We start from the raw sequence: 15268 nt of genomic DNA, 5'->3' as shown, positions 1-15268 counted from the left end.
TCCGTTAACGCCTCTAAAAACCTCATCTTCCGAGTCTCCTGTAACCACTCTGTCCGCTTCATGGCGTTTCCTCCTGGATACACCATAGAACCGGACAGTTTATGTGCTACAGACCCGGACAGTTTATGTGCTCTCTACAAACGCCCGCGCATGGTTGATACCGCCGCGGTCTGTGGTAAAATGAAAAATCTGTGTTGGCCCCTCGTCTAATGGTAGGACAGTAGACTCTGGATCTATACGTCGAGGTTCGACTCCTCGGGGGCCAGCCAAACAAACAATTCTTGCCGGTCATTCCCGGTTTTTCAAAACTATCTATTGCCCGTGGGCGGCTGGCGGATTAGAATCCTTGTAACAGTGGGTGGTTTTTTCTCATATTAGCGAGGATACAGATGGGGTTGGCAAAAACAAGCACTCTTGATTTCGTCCGCGTGTTTTCCACCGGTGTGCGGGACCTTGTGCAGGGGCAGACCGGCAAGGCGGTGCAGGTGTCCAAAAGCGCCATGCACGTCACCGGCATACAGATCACCGGGGACATCGGCGCTTTCGTTACATTCAACGGGGATTACAGCGGTATCATGGTACTCAACTTCGAAGGGGGGGCGGCCCTTGAGATCGTGCAGGACACGTTAAGCCGCCTCGGCCTTCCGAAAGAGGACATCCCAACCCATTTTTCCAACGACGAAGTGCGCAACAACATCGGCGAATTCTGCAACCAGGCCGTGGGCCGGTGCCGCACCATGATACAGGACAAGTTCGACCTTTCGGCCAGGGCCAACATCCCGGCCGTCGTGCCGATCACCGTACCCATCGCCCTTAGCATGGTGGCCAAGGAACCAAAGGACATGGAGTGCGTGCGGATTTCGTTCACCACTGTCAAGCGCAACAAGTTTTACATGGAACTGGCGTTTGAACCTTTCTTAAGCATGCCTCTGGAAATCTGACGTGCCGGGCGGCCTTGTCACAAAGATGAGGCCGCCTTTGACACCGCTTCTCTTGCCGTGAAAATCACGTAAAATGCTTGCAAAACACCACTCCGGGGGCTAAACTTCACTATTTTGAACCTTAGGAGGCGCAGTATTCAAAATGGCCATCAGGATTTTGGTGGCGGTCCTTGTTCTGGCTCTGGCGGCGGGATCGTTGATTTACAGCTTTAGCGGACGCGCCGCGGAAACAGGCGCCTCTTCCGCCCAGATGGTCAAGTCGCCCGAGGCGTCCGACGATAAAGGCAAGCCTCAATTCGCGCTTCCCGGAGCGGGCAAGGGGCCGGACGTGAAATCTGTCGCGATTGACTTTAATTCCATTCCGGAAGTGATCGCCGAAGTGAACGGCGCCCCGGTGAAAAAAGACCTGCTTGTCCGAGCCCTCAAAGGGCTCGAACAGACCGTGAAGATGACCAGTCAGCCACTCACGCAGGAACGGCTGGACAAGATCAAGGTGTCCATACTCGACAACATAATCAGCGCCGAAATCCTTTCAGCCCAGGCCGCCAAGGAAGGGGTGACAGTGGACGACGCCGCGGTCAACGAACATCTTACGATGATGAAGAAGCGCTTCCCGGACGAGGCCACCTTCAAGAAGGTCATGGAAAGCCAGGGGCTCACCGACGAGGAGTTGAAAAAAGAACTGGCCCTCAACCTTCGCATCCGGACACTTATCGAAAAGAATGTGATAAGCAAGATAACCATAACCGAAGGTGACTTGCGCAAGTATTTCGACACCCATCAGCTGGAGTTTGAGCGGCCCGAGCAGGTGCGCGCCTCCCACATACTGGCGAAGTTCGAAAAATCCGGAGACGATGCCAAGATCAAGGAGTCAAAAGAGAAAGCCCGCAAGAAAATTGAAGCGATCGCCAAAAAGCTTTCGGAAGGGTCCGATTTCGCCGAACTGGCCAAAAAAGAGAGCGACGATCCCGGCTCCGCCCGCAACGGAGGGGACCTTGGGTTGTTCCGGCGCGGCCAGATGGTGCCGGAGTTTGAGAAGGCCGCTTTCGACCTGGCGCCCGGCAAGATTTCCGGGATTGTGGAAAGTCCCTTCGGTTTTCACATAATCAAAGGGGGGGAGAAAAAGCCGGCCTCCAAGGCCACGTTCGCCGAGGCGAAAAGCTCCATCGAAATGAAGCTGAAGAACGAGCAGGCCAACTCGAAGGTGGCCGAATACGTCAACGGTTTAAAGCAGCAGGCGAAGATCAAGAAGATGCTCTGACCCGTTATTTTAAAGTTTCATAACGCCGGAGGCTCAAAAGTCTCCGGTGTTTTTTTGCGAATGGCCGGGCTTTAGACGGCAATCAGCCCCTTTGGTATGGCCGCGCTTAGCGTTTCGCATCCGGTCTGGGTCACCAGCACCATGTCCTCGATGCGCACGCCCCCCTTGCCGGGAAGATATATCCCCGGCTCGACGGTGAACACCATGCCAGGTTCCGCCACTGCATCGCCCCGCCACGACACGGTCGGTTTTTCGTGTATGTCCAGCCCAACGCCGTGCCCTGTGCCGTGGCCGAACGCATCGCCGTAACCCGTGGCGTTGACGATCTTTCGCGCCGCTTCGTCCACCTGTTTCATGGACACCCCCGGGCGCACTGCTTCGATCCCGGCGATGTTCGCTTCAAGGACTATGGAGTATATTTTCTCAAGTTCCGGGTCCACCGGCCCTGTGATCACCGTCCTGGTGTTGTCCGAATGATAGCCGCGCCCCTTGGCGCCCCAGTCCAGCGTCACCATCTCGTTTTTGCCGATGACCTTGTCCGACGCCACGCCGTGGGGCATGGCCGAGCGGACCCCGGAGGCGACGATGAAATCAAACGCAGGGCCGTCAGCGCCCCGTTTGCGCAGAAGATACTCAAGCTCCACCGCCACGTCCCGCTCCACGGCTCCCGGCCGGATCAGGCGCAACGCGTCATTGAATGTTTCCGCCTGAATGTCCAGCAGCCATTTAATCGCTTCTATCTCAGGCTCATCTTTCACCTGGCGCACCGTCTCCACCGCGTCCTTCACAGGCACAAGCTCCACCCCGGTAAACTTCTCACGCATCTCCTCCGCCCTGGCGTACGTCACGTGGAGCGATTCGAATCCGGCGTTGCCGGCGCCATGGCTTTTCAGAAGTTCGTGGACCGCCGGCTCCGGCTCCTTGTATTCCATCACCCGGGCGCTTTTCACCTGCGCGGCGGCCTGGGTGACATATCGGAAGTCGGTCAGGAAACACGCCTCATCGCCCGTTATGACCATCAGCCCGGAAGTGCCGGTGAAGCCGGAGAGATACCGCACGTTGACAAGCGAACTGACCAGGAACGCCGAAAGGCCGTGATCCGCCATGCGTTGACGGACCCTTTCCACCCGGCGCTGGAAATAAGGAGCGGCGCTGTCCGGCGAGTCGAGGATCATGGCGCGGCGCGGGCTACAGGTTCGCCGCCGCCTGCAGGGCCAAAAGATAGCTTTCCGGGCCGAACCCGGTGATCACCCCCACGGCGATGTCGGATATGAAGGACTTGCGGCGGAATTCCTCGCGCTTGTAAATGTTGGACAAATGTACTTCGATCACCGGCAACCCGACGGACAGTATTGCGTCGCGTATGGCGACGCTGGTATGGGTGTAGGCGCCGGGATTTATTATGATAATATCCGCTTCTCCCGGCGCTTTTTGTACCATCTCCACGATCTCCCCCTCGTGGTTGGACTGCCTGATGGTGACGTCCAGCCCCATCTCCATCCCCTTTTCCGTTATCTGCTCGTCCAACTGGAGAAGGTTCATCGAGCCGTAAATGGACGGTTCCCTCAGCCCGAGAAGATTCAGGTTAGGGCCGTGGATTATCAGCGCTTTTTTTGCCATCGGAAACCTTTCAGGTCAATCGTGTTTATTAGTAAGCGTTTTCTTCATGGCCGCTATATGCGAAAGCATATTCTCAAGCCTGAACAGCGGTATCTGGTTTTCGGGCGCTTTGCCTCCGCCAGTCCTGTGGCCCTTCCTCTTTGTGCGCCGCGCTTCCACGGCGCCGCCGGGCTCCATTTCACCCTCCGCACCCCCGGCTTCGTCTATGATAACACCACCAGGCGGCCCGTTTTCAACCTCTATGACTTCTTGCGGAGCGTACATGCTTTCCGAGGGCGTTTCCACTATTTGGACGGAGTTTACATTAACAGGCTCCGCGATGGCCGCTTCGGCCACGGCCATGGCGCCATCGGCGTCCGGGCGCCCATGTGCGGCGATGATCTTTTCATGCCGCTCCACAAGTTTTTGGACGAACCGCGAGCCGGGAAAATAGTCCATAAGCGTTGTGGAAAGCCGTAGCGCTTCGGCGACAAGCCCGTCTCGCTCGTATATCTTGCATAAAAGGAACACCGCCGCCGTGGAGTCCGGCCATTTGGCGGCGATCTCCTCGAGCAAGCCCCTGGCGGCGGCTTCATCCCCATTGTCATATAAAAGCTGGGCGAGTAGCGTCTTTCCGGCGCGGCTTCCCGGTTTTAGCGCCACTCCCATTTTCAGCGTCTCGATCGCCTCGGACATTTTGCCAAGGTTGAAAAGCGCGTCCGCCAGCGGGACGAATATGTATGAACCAGGCTTTTCGCGGAACTTTTGGGAGTATATCCGGGCGAGCTCTTCCCAATACTCCGGGCTCCCTTTCCATCCGGCCGCCGCGGATGCGGTCATTTAATGGTTGTCCGAATGGCTGGACCGCGCAAAGGCCGGCCAGGGCAATTCGCTGTGAATTGAAAATATCTCATTCCGGCTGGTTGTACTGGATGACCTGGAAAAGCAGTTCACTCCCTTCAGGGTCGATTTCCACGAACTTAAGCCCCATGCCTCCCCCCTGGTCCGGATCGGAAAGCCCCTCGTCTATGGGAACGTGGCGGACAACCTCGTAGGTTCCGGAGATTTTTTCTTTGCGCATCCCGGCGCTTAAGACAAGGGTGAACTTCCCTTTCGTCCCGATGGGCAATGGTCTTGCCGTGGAGACGAAAACGCCGTTCATGCTCACGTCGTGGGTGCGCTTGTAGGTGGCGGACTTTCCGGCGCTTTCCACCTCGATTTCAGTCAGGAAGCGGACTCTCCGCCTCCCCCTTTTGCCCTCTTCGTCATTTACGAGCATGTTAAGGCCCGATTTATTGCGCCAGTGAAAGTATCGTTTCCGGTATCTTGCCCAAGGGCACCACCTTGTCCACGCCCCCAAGCTTGATCGCTTCCTTGGGCATCCCGAACACCACGCAAGAATCTTCGTCCTGGGCCACCGTGGCCGCCCCTGACTGCTTCATGTTAAACATCCCCTGCGCCCCGTCGCCCCCCATTCCGGTCATGATCACGCCGACAGCGTTCTTTCCGGCGGTCTTGGCCACGGAATTGAACAGCACTTCCACGGACGGCCTGTGCCGGCAGACCAGCGGGCCGTCCTTCACCTCCACGTAATACCTGGAGCCAGAGCGCCGCAGCAGCATGTGCTTGTTGCCAGGAGCGATAAGACAGACACCAGGCGTGAGGGAATCCCCGTCGGTGGCCTCCTTGATCTTGAGCGTCGAAAGGTTGTCCAGCCGTTCGGCGAAGGACTTTGTGAAAGTCTCCGGCATGTGCTGGACCACCACGATCCCCGGCGAATTGACCGGCATCCTGGAAAGGACCTCCTTGAGCGCCTCCGTGCCGCCCGTGGAAGCGCCGATGGCCACCACCTTGTTTGTCGTCGCCACCATCGCAGACGATATGGGCGTCTTTGACACAATGGCAGCCTGGTGCGTGATCGGCCTTATCCTAGCCTTGGAGGCGGCCTTCACCTTGTCTATAAGCTCAACGGTGATTTCGCTTAAGTTGTGCTTTTCCATCACCGGCTTGGCCACTATCTCCACCGCTCCGGCCTCCAGGGCGGCCAGCGTGGTCTCCGCCCCTTTCTGTGTCAGCGAGGAGACCATGACCACCGGTATTGGGTAATGCTTCATGAGCTTTCGCAGGAACGAAACGCCGTCCATCCTGGGCATTTCCACGTCCAGCGTTATCACGTCGGGCTTTCGCTCGATGATCTGGTCGCGCGCGATGAAAGGATCCGGCGCCGCCCCCACCACTTCAATGTCCGGATCGGATGATAGCGCCTTGGATATCACCTGGCGCGCTATTGATGAATCGTCAACTACTAAAACCCTTATTTTTCCCATCGCCAATATGGCCTTTCAATCAGTATAAAAGTTCGTCGGGGTGGCAAAGGTCGTTCGTGTTGAGGAGTATTATCGTCCCCTTTCCCGAATTCCCCATCCCGAACAAAAACTCCGTCGGCACGCTTCCCTGGAAAGCGCGCGCCGGTGTGATCTCCGATTTTTCGAAGGCGATTATCCCGGTGACCTCGTCCACTTTGAGCCCCGTGGTCACCTTCCCTATCTCGACAATGATAATGTTTCTCTCATCCCCGCCGTCGCCGATGCCCAGCCTCTTCTTCAAGTCAAAAATGGGTATTATCTGGTCGCGCAGGTTCATCACGCCGAGCACGAACGGCTTGGTGTTTGGCACCGGGGTAAAGGAGTCCGAAAGTATTATCTCCCGGACTTTCATGATCTCTATCCCGTAGCTTTCATCGCCAAGGTCGAACACGAGGAAAGTTGAGGACTCCGGCATCGCCGGGGCGGCGGCTCCGGATGTTTTCGCATCGGCTTGCGCAGGGGCGGCGGATATCGGCTTTAAAGTTTCCATCCGCGGCCCGGCCTCTTTTGCGGGCTGGGGTTGGGGGATGGGGGCCGGCGCCGCGGCCGGCGCGCTCTTTGGCTGCTGCGGCGCAGATGGTGGCGGCGGGGGTGGCGGAGCATGGTTTTTCGGCTCGCTGCCCACCTTCTCCTTGGGTCCGCTCCCCATCCGCGCTTCCCGCTCCATGGCGATCACTGCCCTTAACGCGTCCAGGCCGGTGAACATGTTGTCCATTTCTTCCGGTGTGGCGCGCTTGCGCTGTCTTATACCTTCCAGGAATGATTCGAATTTCTGCCCCTCGGCGTGGATCGAGCCGACCCCAAGCACCCCGGCGTTCCCCTTGACGCTATGGGCGCGGCGGAATATGTCGTCAATAAGGCCGCTGGAGGAGGCGGGCTCCTTCTCAAACCGCAGGAGCGCCTCCTCGATCCCTTCCATATGCGCCTGGCAGTCGGCGAAAAACTCGATTATCAAGTCGTCCACGTAACGTCTCCGGGCGTTAAACCATCCCGCGGATGGCGCTTACGCTTTCCAGTAATATTCCTTCGATGTTGAGCACCAGGCCAACCCGCCCATCGCCCAGTATGGCCCCTCCCAATATCCCCTTTATGTCCCGGAAGGTCTTGCCCAAGTCTTTTAGGACCACCTGGGTCTCCTCGATTATCTCGTCCACCAGGATGCAGCAGCGCATGTCCTCCCTTTCGATCACCATCACAACGGCGTTCCAAGGGTCCATATGCCGGGGCTTCACCCCGAACAGCTCGTGCAGGCGCAGCAACGGATACAGCATATTGCGTATCTCCACCACCTCACCGCGCTTCTTGACGGACGACACCTGTTCCTTTTGCGGCTTGAGCGACTCTTTCACCCACTCCATGGGGATGATGTAGCTTTCCTTGCCCACGGCCACAAGCAGGCCCGATATGGTTATCAGGGTTGTGGACATGGGCATGGTGATGATGAAGTGGGTCCCCTTGCCGACCGACGTCTCGATGTCCACCCTCCCCTTGGCCTCCTTCACGGCGGTGAGCACCACGTCCATCCCCACGCCGCGGCCGGAAACGTCCGTGACCTTGGCCGCCGTGGAGAAGCCGGGGGCGAATATGAGCTTGTACGCCTCCCGGTCGCTCATCACCTCCGCGGCGGACTGGCTTATTACCCCCTTTTCCACCGCTTTGGCCTTGAGCTTATCGGCGTCCATCCCCTTGCCGTCGTCTATGATGTGCAGGATCAAATCGCCTGAAGCTTCCTCCGCCCTCACTTCCACTTTGCCGGTGGGGTCCTTGCCGGTGGAGCCGCGCTCCGCCGGGGTCTCCACCCCGTGGTCCACGGCGTTGCGGATTATATGGTTCATGGGGGCTTCCAACTGCTCGAAAAGACTCTTGTCTATCAGCAGGTCCTCCCCGGACATGGAAAAATCTATCTGTTTGCCAGTGGCCTGCGCCAGGTCGCGCACCATGCGGGGAAGTTTCTGGAACACGCCGTTGATGGACACCTTCCTCACTTCCGCAAGGCCGCGCTGAAGCTTGAAGGTAAGCTCGTTGAACTCCAGGTTGGCGTTCTTGAATTCCGCCACAAGCTTCCCGGTCTCCACGCCAAGTTCGAGCTTTTTCTGAAGATAGTTGAATACCTCGGCGTTTATGATTAGTTCGCCCACCAGGTCCATGAAGCCGTCTATCTTCTCTTCCTCTATGCGCATGGTCTTCTTCGCGGTGGACTTTTTCTCGCCCCCCTTGTCCGCCTCCTTGACCTTGGCCACGGCGGCCTCTTCCGTCTTCTTGCGCTGGACCTCAGAGGCCTGTTCTATTATCTCCGGGGTCACCTTCCCCTGTTCCACCAGGATTTCCCCAAGCTTTTTCTGCTCCGTGAGCGCCTCGGCGATGTCCTTGTTGGAGATCACCCCCTGCTCCACCAGGATTTCACCCAGCTTGGGGACGCCCCCCTCTTTCTTTGCCTCCTCGCCTAGCACCAGCCGCCGCAGTTCGTCCACCACGTTGAACATGGTGACCACAGAAGGGCGCTCCAAAAGCCCGTCCTCCGCCATCACCGTGCGCAGTTCGTTTATCTTCCTGAAAAGCTCCTGCGGCGTGAGAACCTCCACCTCCGCCGTCATCGCCGCTTCCACCTGGGCCAGCGCCGCCTCGTCCACCGGTGTCAGGGCGTCGGACATGTCCCCTGCCGTCAGCCGCTCGAACATGGCGGTCAGGCAGTCCTTCCCCCTCAAAAGCAGGTCGATTATGTCCTTTGTGACGGCCCGCTTCCCCTTGCGAAGGTCGTCTAGCATGTTCTCAAACTTGTGGGCGAATGTGCGCACATGCGTGAGGTTGAAGAACGAGGCGGACCCCTTGATGGAGTGAACCGTGCGGAATATGGCGTTTATGACGTCAGAGTCCTTCGGGTTCTTCTCAAGGCTGATGAACTTTGCGTCCAGCGCCTCAAGCTCCTCGCTCGTCTCCTTGATGAACTCATCAAGGATTTCTTTGTCAATTCCCTCTATCATCCGTGCTTCCGGCTTATCATGCGTTTAATCAGGTTTTCCCACTTGGACAGCTTTTCCCCCGCCTCGTCCACCGCCCGCTTGATAACCTCAAGGTCGTCAAGCGGTTTTAAAAAGCAGTCGTTGGCGCCCAGCCTTAAGCATGTGAGGACGTTTTCTATCGATACTACGCCGGTCATCATTATCACCTGTATCATACCGTTGAAGTCCTTTATTTCCTTCAACAACTCTATCCCGCTCATTCCAGGCATCATGACATCCGACAGGACTATCATGTAATTCTCTTTCCGGATCATTTCCAGGGCCTTCGCCGGAGAATTGCATGAGTCCACATTGTAGTCCATAAGCTTGAAAAAACGGACCAGCGAGTTGGTTATTCCCTCCTCGTCGTCCACTATCAGCAGTTTCGCGTTCATCAGGTCTTATTCCCGCTGGTAAGCCCCATTAAGGGGCCATTTTCCTGTAAACAGTCGGCTGCACATACTTGAACCTGTGCTGAACCCCCGTGAGGCTCTCCGAATGGCCGATCAACAGGTATCCCCCCACCGCCAACACATCGTAAAACTTGTTAACGAGGGTCTGCTGGGTCGGCTTGTCAAAATATATCATAACGTTACGGCAAAAAATGAATTCAAACTTCCTTTTAAAAGGAAACGAAGGCGACATCAGGTTAAAGCGCTTGAACTGGATGAGCTGGCGCACTTCCGGCTTGATCCTGTAAAGCGGCGCATCGTCCGAATGTTCCTTGTCGAAATATTTGCGGAGCGTCTCCTTGGGGACGGTCTTTATCTGGTTTTCCGTGTAAAGCCCGCGGGACGCCTTGCCCAGCACCTGCGTGGACAGGTCGCTGGCCAGTATCTTCACGTCCCATGTCTGGATCGTTTCCAGGTTGTCCATCAGGGTGAAGGCAAGCGAGTATGGCTCTTCGCCTGTGGAGCACCCGGCGCTCCACACCCGCACAGACATGTCCCCGGTGGCCCTCTTTTTTTCGGCGAGTTCAGGGATGATGACCCTCTTTAAAAAGTCGAAATGGCCCATCTCCCGGAAAAAACTTGTGAGGTTTGTGGATATGGCGTCCAGAAGGCTGACAAGTTCGGCGCCGCTGATGTCGTTCTTGACGAACTTGTAATAGTCCATGTAGGAGCCGAAACCGCCCGTCCTCAGCCGCTTGCCAAGGCGCGTGCGCACCAGTTCCTTTTTGCCTTCGTTGAGGTTTATGCCGCTCATGTCGAAAATGAGCCGGCGGAACATTTCGAACTCCTTGTCCGAAAGGTCCACGGCTCCCGGGAACGCATGGCCGGCTTTGGTCGATTCAGCCATTCACATCCACTTTCATGATTATTGAAATATGTTTCAATTCATTTCTTCCGCGCCGCCACGGAGGATACCGGACGACGAAAACGCCTTGTCTATGTCCAACAGGATTTTCACCCTTCCATTCACCTTGCCCATTCCCAGGATGAAATCACCCCCCATTGCGCCCCCCAGGGGAGGCGGCTCTATCTGGGAGGCGTCTATATTTTCAACCTGCGCCACGGCGTCCACAAGCGCGCCGGCCAGCGCTCCCCCGAGGTCGACCACTATTATGCACGTTTCATCGGTCGCCTCGGCGGCGGGCATGCCGAACCTCAGGCGCATGTCCACCACAGGTATAACCTTTCCCCGGAGGTTTATAACGCCTTTTATATGGGATGGAGCCTGCGGGACCTGGGTGATCTCCATAAGGCTGATCACTTCTCGCACCTTAAGGATCTCAAGCCCGTATTCCTCTCCGCACAAGGTAAACGAAAGGTATTTTCCCTCCAGCCCGCCCAGGGCGGCGGGCAATCCGTTTATTCCAGCGTCCGCAGGTTGTTCAGCCATGCCTATCGGCGATTGCCGCTTGAACGGCCATGCAAGCTGATCAATGCAATTCTTCTCTTTGCTTGATTATCGAGGCGCTCATGCTCCGTTTCCAGCGCTCCAGCCTCTCCTCAGAAACTTTCACAAGATACAGTATTTCCGAAAGGTTCTCAAACGGCTTTAACACATAGTCCGTGGCGCCGAATTCCAGCGACTTCATCGTCTTGTCGAACGTGGAGTACGCCGTCATCATTATCACCTGGATTGAAAAGTCCATCGCCTTGATCTTTTGAAGGGTCTCTATCCCGTCCATCCCTGGCATGTTTATGTCCATCAGGATGATGTTGAACTTGGCCCCCCGCAGCTTTTCGATGGCCTCCGCGCCGCTGCCGGCGGTGTCCACCGAATAGCCTTCCATCTTGAAATACGCGCCGAGGGACTTGCGTATCCCCTCTTCATCGTCAACTATCATAACGTTAACAGACATTTTATTCACTTTCCTCGTTGGCCTGGGATGATGAGCGGGCGCATCGGCCCGTCAGTTCATCGCCACCACGCCGCTTACATCCAAGATAAGCCCAACCCGCCCGTCGCCCAGAATCGTTCCCCCGGAAATCCCTCCAAGGCCCTTGAACCTCTTTCCCAGGCTTTTTATGACCACCTGCTGCTGTCCCAGAAGGTCGTCCACCATGAATCCGTATTCCCTCTCGTCGCTCTCCACTATTATCACAAGCGCCTCCTTCGGGTCGGTGCACTTGGCGTCTTTGACTTTAAGGATATCATGCAACCTTATAAGAGGCAGCAGGTGCCCCCTGATGTTTATCATCTCTCCATCGCGCCGGACCGTGGACACCTCTTCGGCCTTCGGCCGGATCGACTCCCGGATGGAGACCGTCGGAATGATGAACCGCTCGTCCCCGATCCTCACGATCATTCCATCCACAATCGCCATCGTAAGCGGCAGCTTTACTGTGAAGGTGGAGCCCGCGCCAGGCTTGCTGGATATCTCCACCTTGCCCCCGAGCTTGTCTATGTTCGAGCGCACCACGTCCATCCCCACGCCGCGGCCGGACACGTCCGTCACCTTCACCGCCGTTGAAAATCCCGGCATGAACACGAGGTTGAAGATGTCAGTCTCCGAAAGCTCCGCCCCGGGGGCGACAAGCTCTTTTTCCACCGCCTTTTTCATTATCCTTTCCTTGTCCAGCCCCTTGCCGTCGTCCTTGATCTCGATGTACACGTTGCCGCCGCGGTGGAACGCGGATAGCCAAACATTGCCCATCGCGCTCTTGCCGGACGCCGTCCGGTCCTCCGGGGACTCCACCCCGTGGTCCATCGCGTTGCGCAGCAGGTGGACAAGCGGGTCGTTCAATTCCTCCACGATCGTCTTGTCTATCTCCGTCTCTTCGCCGGAAAGGTGGAACGCCACCTGCTTGTTCATTTTCCTGGAAAGGTCGCGCACTAGCCTGCTCATTTTCTGGAATGTCTGCTTTATCTGCACCATCCGCAGGCCCATCACATGGTCCTGGATGTTCTTTGTTATCTTGCCAAGGTTTAGCACGCTCCTTTGCATGGCGCGGCTTCCTTCGTCCAGCAAAAGCTTGTCCTGGGCCACGATGGACTGGGATATCACAAGCTCGCCCACAAGCTCCAAAAGGCTGTCCAGTTTCTCCGTGTCCACTTTCAGCGTGGTGACCACCGCCTTTTTGCGCTTCTCGTCCTGCTCCTTGAGGGACTCGCTGATGGTCTTTTCGTCCACCATCCCCATGTCCACCAGGATCTTGCCCAACGGCTTCTGGGTTTCCAGGGCGCTCTCCAACTGGTCCTCGGAAATCACCTTGTGCGAAACGAGCAGTTCGCCAAGTTTTTCCACTCCGGGCTCTCCGGCCACCGTCTCTTTGACGACGACTGTCGGAGCGGCTCCCCCGTCCTTTTGCTCGCCCAGGTCCGAAAGAAGCGCCGACAGCCCCTCCGTGGAGTATTTCGGGATTTCTATCTGCGCCCCGGGCATGGACGCCTTGGCCTTCTGGCAGCTTGCGTTGAGCCCTTCGTTCACTGTTTTAATGACGTCAACGGTCTTAAGCAGGGCGTCTATTATCCCCTGGTTGAGGTCAAGCGTCTTTTTCCGTATCTTGTCCATCAAGCTTTCCGCTTCATGGCAAAGCACGTTAATCGTGCTGATCCCCAAAAATCCGGCGGCGCCTTTCAGGCTGTGGACGGCCCGGAACAGATTGTTGATCAGCTCCATGTTGCCCGGGTTGGACTCGATCTCCAGAAGGTCGCTCTCCACGTTGGCCAGCGTCTCCCCAGTCTCGCCGACGAACTCGGTGTACAAAAGCAGGTCTTCGTCCGAGGCTATGCGGACTATGTCCACCCCTTCCTGCCTCACTTCCCCTTTTTTTGCCGAAGGGGCGGCCTTCGCCGCCGGTTGCTGCGCGGCCGGAGCGGCGCCGGACGGAGGAGCAGGGGGGCCTGCGAGGAAAGTATTTATATTATTGATCGCTTCCATGGCCCATTGGGCCACCGAATCGGGCTCTTCGATCCTTTCAACCCCGGCCGACAGTATCTTGATGGCTTCGGACACAAGGGCGAGCCCCTTTTCCCCTTCATCCAGCCCGTCCATGAGGCTTTTTTCGAACAATGACGAGACCGCTTTGGCCAGGGCGGCCAGGTTTTCACTGTATCCACGCGCGTCCAGTTCTGCCGCAAGATGGTCGAACTGGACCAGGTTGTCCGCCACCTCTTTCTTGTCCATAAGGTCGGGCTCCATCATTGTGATGGAGCCTGCCAGGCGGTTGAGCTTTTCCAGCAAAGGGTCTATGGACTTGGCCTCCTCGGCGGACTCTTCCCGGCGGCCCGCTTCCCCGCCCCGGTCCTCAAATCCCTTTTTCAGTCCGGCAAAGAAATCGTCTCCCTCCTCCTGGGCCTCTCCCGGTTCCTCTTTGCCTTCGCCGGATGGCGACGCGGCAGGCGAATCCTCCGGAGCGTTGGGCGCGGGGGGCAAGTTGATCCCGTAGGAGTCGCCCAAGCTCGCCACGATCACGTCCGAATCGGCGTCCAGAACGGCCGCGTTCTTGTCTTTTTTTATGGCGGAGACGATCACGGCGATCCCGCTTTTGGTGGCGTCTATCCCGGGCCCTCCGTCGGCGACGGACTCCATAAGGAATTTCTCGAAAAGGATCGCCAGCGCTTCGCAAAGCCTGGCGGCCTTCGGTGGGCAGTGGGCGCGCACGTCCGCCTGGATTTTTTCCAGCGCCAGCATCACGTCGGAAACAGTTTTCTTGTCGTAAAGCTCCGGGGTGAGCGATAAAACGCCGGCGGAAATTTCGCCAAGCGTTTCCAGAAGCTCCCCGACTCCGTTTGTGGTCACTGGTTCCTCTAAATCTTGGACGCTGATTTATCGCTAATTGTCATAGCCATGAAAATTATCGCACAAATAATCCGGTTTCCACCATTTTTCCCGTTCTTTCCTGATTTAAAAACAACGCGCTTGAACAGATCGCCGGATGCAGGCTTTTGTTAAAGAAAGGATGCCGGCCGCGTCTTGCCGCGCATTTGCCCGCAAGGCTAAATTATAACTGGCGGAGCAGGGCGAATTGATGTATTTTCTGTACATTGGCAAGTTGTCTTGGAAACAGGCCCAAGGGGCATTGAAAGGGCATCCTCATGAGCGAAGCTGTGACCGGCGAAACCGGCGTTAAAGCATCCGAGTACCGCGTGAGGGAAGGGAAATACCTCACTTTTGTTCTTGGCGAGGAAGAATACGGCCTGGACATTACGAAGGTCAAGGAGATCATGGGCGTGATGGACATCACCCATATCCCCAAAACGCCCCCTTTCATCAAAGGGGTGATAAATCTTCGCGGAAAAGTGATACCTGTTATAGACCTGCGCCTCAAATTCGGCATGGAGGAGGCGGAGTACACAAGGGAGACCGTGTTCATCGTGGTGGAAGTGGCCGGCGTCCAGATGGGCATAATAGTGGACACCGTGCGCGAGGTGCTGGACATTCACGGGACCGATATAGAGGCTCCTCCTCAATTCGGCTCCAGGCTGAACACCGATTTCATACTTGGAATGGGCAAGGTCCAGGGGAAAGTCAAAATCCTGCTGGACATAGACAAGGTTCTGTCCACCGAAGAGGAGTCAATCCCTTTTTTAGTTGAAACTCCCGGCATGACCGTCACGCCGCTTTCACCATTATCTTCCCCGCCAGAGCCCGTTTCATGATCTCACGCAGTTCTGGCAGGTGTTTATAACCGCTCACTTTCCTCAACCTGG

The 15268-nt window shown here is 56.8% G+C and carries 15 protein-coding genes and 1 tRNA gene; 4 read left to right on the top strand and 12 right to left on the bottom strand.

From position 1 onward, the window contains the following. Positions 1 to 195: 195 nt before the first annotated feature. The 3 genes from HZB29_00080 to HZB29_00070 all read left to right on the top strand — a co-directional run bounded on the left by HZB29_00080 (position 196) and on the right by HZB29_00070 (position 2202). A tRNA-Gln gene (locus tag HZB29_00080) sits at positions 196 to 269 on the top strand. A gap of 126 nt (positions 270 to 395) precedes the next feature. After that, positions 396 to 941 (top strand): DUF3334 family protein, encoded by a 546-nt coding sequence (locus tag HZB29_00075; protein ID MBI5813991.1) that lies wholly within the window; start codon positions 396 to 398, stop codon positions 939 to 941. A 142-nt stretch (positions 942 to 1083) separates the two neighbouring features. Further along, entirely contained in the window at positions 1084 to 2202 is a 1119-nt protein-coding gene (locus tag HZB29_00070; protein ID MBI5813990.1) for a peptidylprolyl isomerase, read from the top strand. 71 nt (positions 2203 to 2273) lie between these two features. Here the strand turns inward: HZB29_00070 and HZB29_00065 are convergent, their stop codons facing one another. From HZB29_00065 to HZB29_00010, 12 genes are all read right to left on the bottom strand, one after another. Beyond that, positions 2274 to 3377 (bottom strand): aminopeptidase P family protein, encoded by a 1104-nt coding sequence (locus HZB29_00065; protein MBI5813989.1) that lies wholly within the window; start codon positions 3375 to 3377, stop codon positions 2274 to 2276. 13 nt (positions 3378 to 3390) lie between these two features. Continuing rightward, on the bottom strand, positions 3391 to 3822 hold the full coding sequence (gene aroQ, locus HZB29_00060; GenBank protein MBI5813988.1) for a type II 3-dehydroquinate dehydratase: 432 nt from the start codon (positions 3820 to 3822) through the stop codon (positions 3391 to 3393). Between the two features lie 15 nt (positions 3823 to 3837). Further along, a complete protein-coding gene (locus HZB29_00055) occupies positions 3838 to 4641 on the bottom strand; it encodes a hypothetical protein (GenBank protein MBI5813987.1) in 804 nt (267 codons plus the stop codon). A gap of 70 nt (positions 4642 to 4711) precedes the next feature. Next, entirely contained in the window at positions 4712 to 5080 is a 369-nt protein-coding gene (locus HZB29_00050; protein ID MBI5813986.1) for a PilZ domain-containing protein, read from the bottom strand. Between the two features lie 13 nt (positions 5081 to 5093). Continuing rightward, on the bottom strand, positions 5094 to 6128 hold the full coding sequence (locus tag HZB29_00045; protein ID MBI5813985.1) for a chemotaxis response regulator protein-glutamate methylesterase: 1035 nt from the start codon (positions 6126 to 6128) through the stop codon (positions 5094 to 5096). 19 nt (positions 6129 to 6147) lie between these two features. Next, complete coding sequence (locus HZB29_00040; protein ID MBI5813984.1) at positions 6148 to 7131, bottom strand: chemotaxis protein CheW; 984 nt, start codon at positions 7129 to 7131, stop codon at positions 6148 to 6150. Between the two features lie 16 nt (positions 7132 to 7147). After that, entirely contained in the window at positions 7148 to 9148 is a 2001-nt protein-coding gene (locus HZB29_00035) for a chemotaxis protein CheA (GenBank protein MBI5813983.1), read from the bottom strand. After that, positions 9145 to 9561 carry a response regulator gene (locus HZB29_00030; protein MBI5813982.1) on the bottom strand — a complete coding sequence of 139 codons (417 nt, stop codon included), beginning with the start codon at positions 9559 to 9561 and terminating at the stop codon, positions 9145 to 9147. The genes HZB29_00035 and HZB29_00030 overlap by 4 nt, the downstream gene beginning before the upstream one ends. A 28-nt stretch (positions 9562 to 9589) precedes the next feature. Beyond that, positions 9590 to 10465, bottom strand: coding sequence for a protein-glutamate O-methyltransferase (locus HZB29_00025; GenBank protein MBI5813981.1), 876 nt, complete (start codon positions 10463 to 10465; stop codon positions 9590 to 9592). Between the two features lie 33 nt (positions 10466 to 10498). Further along, positions 10499 to 11008 carry a purine-binding chemotaxis protein CheW gene (locus HZB29_00020; GenBank protein ID MBI5813980.1) on the bottom strand — a complete coding sequence of 170 codons (510 nt, stop codon included), beginning with the start codon at positions 11006 to 11008 and terminating at the stop codon, positions 10499 to 10501. A gap of 40 nt (positions 11009 to 11048) precedes the next feature. After that, positions 11049 to 11474 (bottom strand): response regulator, encoded by a 426-nt coding sequence (locus HZB29_00015; GenBank protein MBI5813979.1) that lies wholly within the window; start codon positions 11472 to 11474, stop codon positions 11049 to 11051. A gap of 51 nt (positions 11475 to 11525) precedes the next feature. Further along, positions 11526 to 14357, bottom strand: coding sequence for a chemotaxis protein CheA (locus HZB29_00010; GenBank protein ID MBI5813978.1), 2832 nt, complete (start codon positions 14355 to 14357; stop codon positions 11526 to 11528). A 296-nt stretch (positions 14358 to 14653) separates the two neighbouring features. Here HZB29_00010 and HZB29_00005 point away from each other — a divergent pair, with 296 nt between their 5' ends. Continuing rightward, positions 14654 to 15217: a purine-binding chemotaxis protein CheW gene (locus HZB29_00005; protein ID MBI5813977.1), complete on the top strand. Its 564-nt coding sequence runs from the start codon at positions 14654 to 14656 to the stop codon at positions 15215 to 15217. The last annotated feature ends 51 nt before the right edge of the window (positions 15218 to 15268 follow it).

The sequence above is a fragment of the Nitrospinota bacterium genome (assembly GCA_016235255.1).
GTDB lineage: Bacteria > Nitrospinota_A > UBA7883 > UBA7883 > JACRLM01 > JACRLM01.
Note: the sequence above shows the minus strand (reverse complement) of the source record. Positions and strands in the feature narration are given on the sequence as shown.

Bases quoted from the DNA above. Each gene is read 5' to 3' on its own strand.
- HZB29_00070 (MBI5813990.1), top strand. From the start codon at position 1,084: ATGGCCATCAGGATTTTGGTGGCGGTCCTTGTTCTGGCTCTGGCGGCG.
- HZB29_00065 (MBI5813989.1), bottom strand. From the start codon at position 3,377: ATGATCCTCGACTCGCCGGACAGCGCCGCTCCTTATTTCCAGCGCCGG.
- aroQ (MBI5813988.1), bottom strand. From the start codon at position 3,822: ATGGCAAAAAAAGCGCTGATAATCCACGGCCCTAACCTGAATCTTCTC.
- HZB29_00055 (MBI5813987.1), bottom strand. From the start codon at position 4,641: ATGACCGCATCCGCGGCGGCCGGATGGAAAGGGAGCCCGGAGTATTGG.
- HZB29_00050 (MBI5813986.1), bottom strand. From the start codon at position 5,080: ATGCTCGTAAATGACGAAGAGGGCAAAAGGGGGAGGCGGAGAGTCCGC.
- HZB29_00045 (MBI5813985.1), bottom strand. From the start codon at position 6,128: ATGGGAAAAATAAGGGTTTTAGTAGTTGACGATTCATCAATAGCGCGC.
- HZB29_00035 (MBI5813983.1), bottom strand. From the start codon at position 9,148: ATGATAGAGGGAATTGACAAAGAAATCCTTGATGAGTTCATCAAGGAG.
- HZB29_00030 (MBI5813982.1), bottom strand. From the start codon at position 9,561: ATGAACGCGAAACTGCTGATAGTGGACGACGAGGAGGGAATAACCAAC.
- HZB29_00025 (MBI5813981.1), bottom strand. From the start codon at position 10,465: ATGGCTGAATCGACCAAAGCCGGCCATGCGTTCCCGGGAGCCGTGGAC.
- HZB29_00020 (MBI5813980.1), bottom strand. From the start codon at position 11,008: ATGGCTGAACAACCTGCGGACGCTGGAATAAACGGATTGCCCGCCGCC.
- HZB29_00015 (MBI5813979.1), bottom strand. From the start codon at position 11,474: ATGTCTGTTAACGTTATGATAGTTGACGATGAAGAGGGGATACGCAAG.
- HZB29_00005 (MBI5813977.1), top strand. From the start codon at position 14,654: ATGAGCGAAGCTGTGACCGGCGAAACCGGCGTTAAAGCATCCGAGTAC.